The organism is Neisseria sp. P0001.S005 (assembly GCF_051963715.1).
The window spans coordinates 1-2,453 of sequence record NZ_JBQCTZ010000326.1; the positions used below are offsets into that span (position 1 = coordinate 1).

At 42.6% G+C, this 2,453-nt stretch carries 4 protein-coding genes, 1 tRNA gene and 1 pseudogene; all 6 read right to left on the reverse strand.

What is annotated here, in order from left to right; translation table 11 throughout:
• Window positions 1-350, reverse strand: a pseudogene (rplA, locus tag ACTHSP_RS19615) (50S ribosomal protein L1); the annotation flags it as partial.
• The gene (rplK, locus tag ACTHSP_RS19620; RefSeq protein WP_002220151.1) at window positions 350-784 is read right to left on the reverse strand and encodes a 50S ribosomal protein L11; all 435 of its coding nucleotides are present in this window, start codon (window positions 782-784) and stop codon (window positions 350-352) included. The pseudogene rplA and the gene rplK, both read right to left, overlap by 1 nt.
• A gap of 104 nt (window positions 785-888) precedes the next feature.
• Window positions 889-1,422 carry a transcription termination/antitermination protein NusG gene (gene nusG / locus ACTHSP_RS19625; protein ID WP_003680697.1) on the reverse strand — a complete coding sequence of 178 codons (534 nt, stop codon included), beginning with the start codon at window positions 1,420-1,422 and terminating at the stop codon, window positions 889-891.
• Between the two features lie 2 nt (window positions 1,423-1,424).
• On the reverse strand, window positions 1,425-1,700 hold the full coding sequence (gene secE, locus ACTHSP_RS19630; RefSeq protein WP_137041335.1) for a preprotein translocase subunit SecE: 276 nt from the start codon (window positions 1,698-1,700) through the stop codon (window positions 1,425-1,427).
• A gap of 131 nt (window positions 1,701-1,831) precedes the next feature.
• A tRNA-Trp gene (locus tag ACTHSP_RS19635) sits at window positions 1,832-1,907 on the reverse strand.
• A 6-nt stretch (window positions 1,908-1,913) separates the two neighbouring features.
• Window positions 1,914-2,453 (reverse strand): EF-Tu/IF-2/RF-3 family GTPase (locus ACTHSP_RS19640; protein WP_440346739.1); only part of this gene is annotated, 540 nt, incomplete at its 5' end.

The following is a 2,453-nucleotide window of genomic DNA, read 5'->3' on the forward strand; positions in this document are numbered from 1 at the left end:
GAAGCAATAACAACGTCAAAGTTCAGGTTACCAGCTTTGATTTCAGCAGCCAGATCTTCAAAACCGACAATATCTGCACCAGCTTCTTTAGCAGCATCTGCATTTGCACCTTGAGTAAATACAGCTACGCGAGTTGTTTTACCGGTACCTTTAGGCAGAACGACTGAACCACGAATAACTTGGTCAGATTTACGAGGATCAACACCCAGGTTGAAAGATACGTCAACAGACTCATCAAATTTAGCAGTAGCAGCTTTTTTAACCAAAGCAATTGCTTCATCGATTGCGTACAGTTTGTTAGCTTCAACAGAAGAGCGCAGAGCTTTCAAGCGTTTAGATACTTTAGCCATTATACAACACCCTCCACATCCAAGCCCATTGAGCGAGCAGAGCCGGCGATAGTACGAACAGCCGCATCTAAGTCAGCAGCAGTCAAATCAGGCTCTTTAGTTTTAGCAATTTCTTCCAACTGAGCGCGGGTCAATTTACCCACTTTGTTAGTCAGAGGATTAGAACTACCTTTTTGCAGACCAGCAGCTTTTTTCAATAAGATAGAAGCTGGTGGAGTTTTCATCACAAAAGTGAATGATTTATCTGCAAATGCAGTGATCACGACTGGAATTGGCAAACCAGGTTCCATACCTTGGGTTGCAGCATTAAATGCTTTACAGAATTCCATGATATTCAAACCACGTTGACCCAAAGCAGGACCAACTGGGGGAGATGGATTGGCTTTACCTGCAGGAATTTGCAGTTTGATGTAGCCGATAATTTTCTTTGCCACTTAAGGACTCCTAAAAACGGGTATAACGCGGAACCATTCCGCTTCCCAAACAGAATTTGCGATTATATCCGCTTAAAAAAAATTTTTCAAGCGAATTAAACCACTTAAATCTTTTCAACCTGACCGAACTCTAATTCAACCGGTGTTTCACGACCAAAAATCTGAACTGAAACACGCAATCTATTACGCTCGTAGTTAACTTCATCAACAATTCCATTGAAATCGGCAAATGGACCTTCATTCACACGAACCTGCTGACCAACCTCAAATTCAACTTTTGGTTTTGGCTTCTCAACACCTGTTTTGGCTTGTTGCAAAATAGCATCTGCATCTTTTTGAGAAATTGGGATTGGACGATTTCCGCTACCACCTACAAAACCATTTACTCGAGGGGTACTCTTAACCAAGTGCCATGAATCATCAGTCATTTCCATTTCAACCAACACATAGCCTGGATAGAATTTACGCTCACTGATGGTTTTTCGGCCATTCTTGATATCTACCACTTCCTCTACAGGAACGAGAATCTGACCAAAATATTCTTCCATGTTTTCTCGAGCAATGCGCTCTTTCAATGTTTTTTGAACATTTTTCTCGAAACCGGAATAGGCCTGTACCACATACCAACGCTTTGACATCTTTACCCTTTCCTATTTAATAAAACATCAAAAAACAACCATGAAATAATTGTATCTGCAGCATAAATGAAGGCTGCTAAAACTGCAACGAAGATAATCACGAATACAGTCATTTTGACCGCTTCATCGCGACTCGGCCAAACTACCTTCTTGAACTCAGTCCAAGAGCTCTTAAAATATGCAAACAGACCTTCTTTCTTTTCAGGAGCCGGCTTATTACTTACCACAACTTCCTTTTTCTGATGGTTTTCTTTGCGTCCAGACGGATGTTCTGTCATCTTTACTCACTTATCAATACCCCACCCGCCTTCATTTTAGATAGTGGCATTGATCCATTAATTAATTCCAAATAATCTTAAAACTTAAGTACAAAAAAATTAACCGGCACAAGGCCGGTTAATTTTTTATTTGGCAGGCCAAGAGGGTCTCGAACCCCCAACCCTCGGTTTTGGAGACCGATACTCTACCAATTGAGCTATTGGCCTCTAAACTTAAGCGATTACAGAAGAAACCACACCCGCACCTACGGTACGACCACCTTCGCGAATCGCAAAGCGCAGACCTTCTTCCATAGCGATAGGCGCAATCAGTTCTACAGTAATGGTTACGTTCTCACCTGGCATTACCATTTCTACACCTTCTTCCAAAGTAACTGCACCAGTTACGTCAGTAGTACGGAAGTAGAATTGTGGACGGTAGTTAGCGAAAAATGGAGTGTGACGACCACCCTCTTCTTTGCTCAGTACGTATACTTCTGCTTTGAACTTGGTGTGAGGAGTGATAGTACCTGGTTTAGCCAATACTTGACCACGCTCTACGTCTTCACGTTTAGTACCACGCAGTAATACGCCTACGTTGTCACCAGCTTGACCTTCGTCCAGCAGTTTGCGGAACATTTCAACGCCGGTACAAGTAGTTTTTTGGGTTGCTTTCAGACCTACGATTTCGATCTCGTCACCAACGTGGATGATACCGCGCTCTACACGACCGGTTACTACTGTACCACGGCCAGAGATAGAGAATACGTCTTC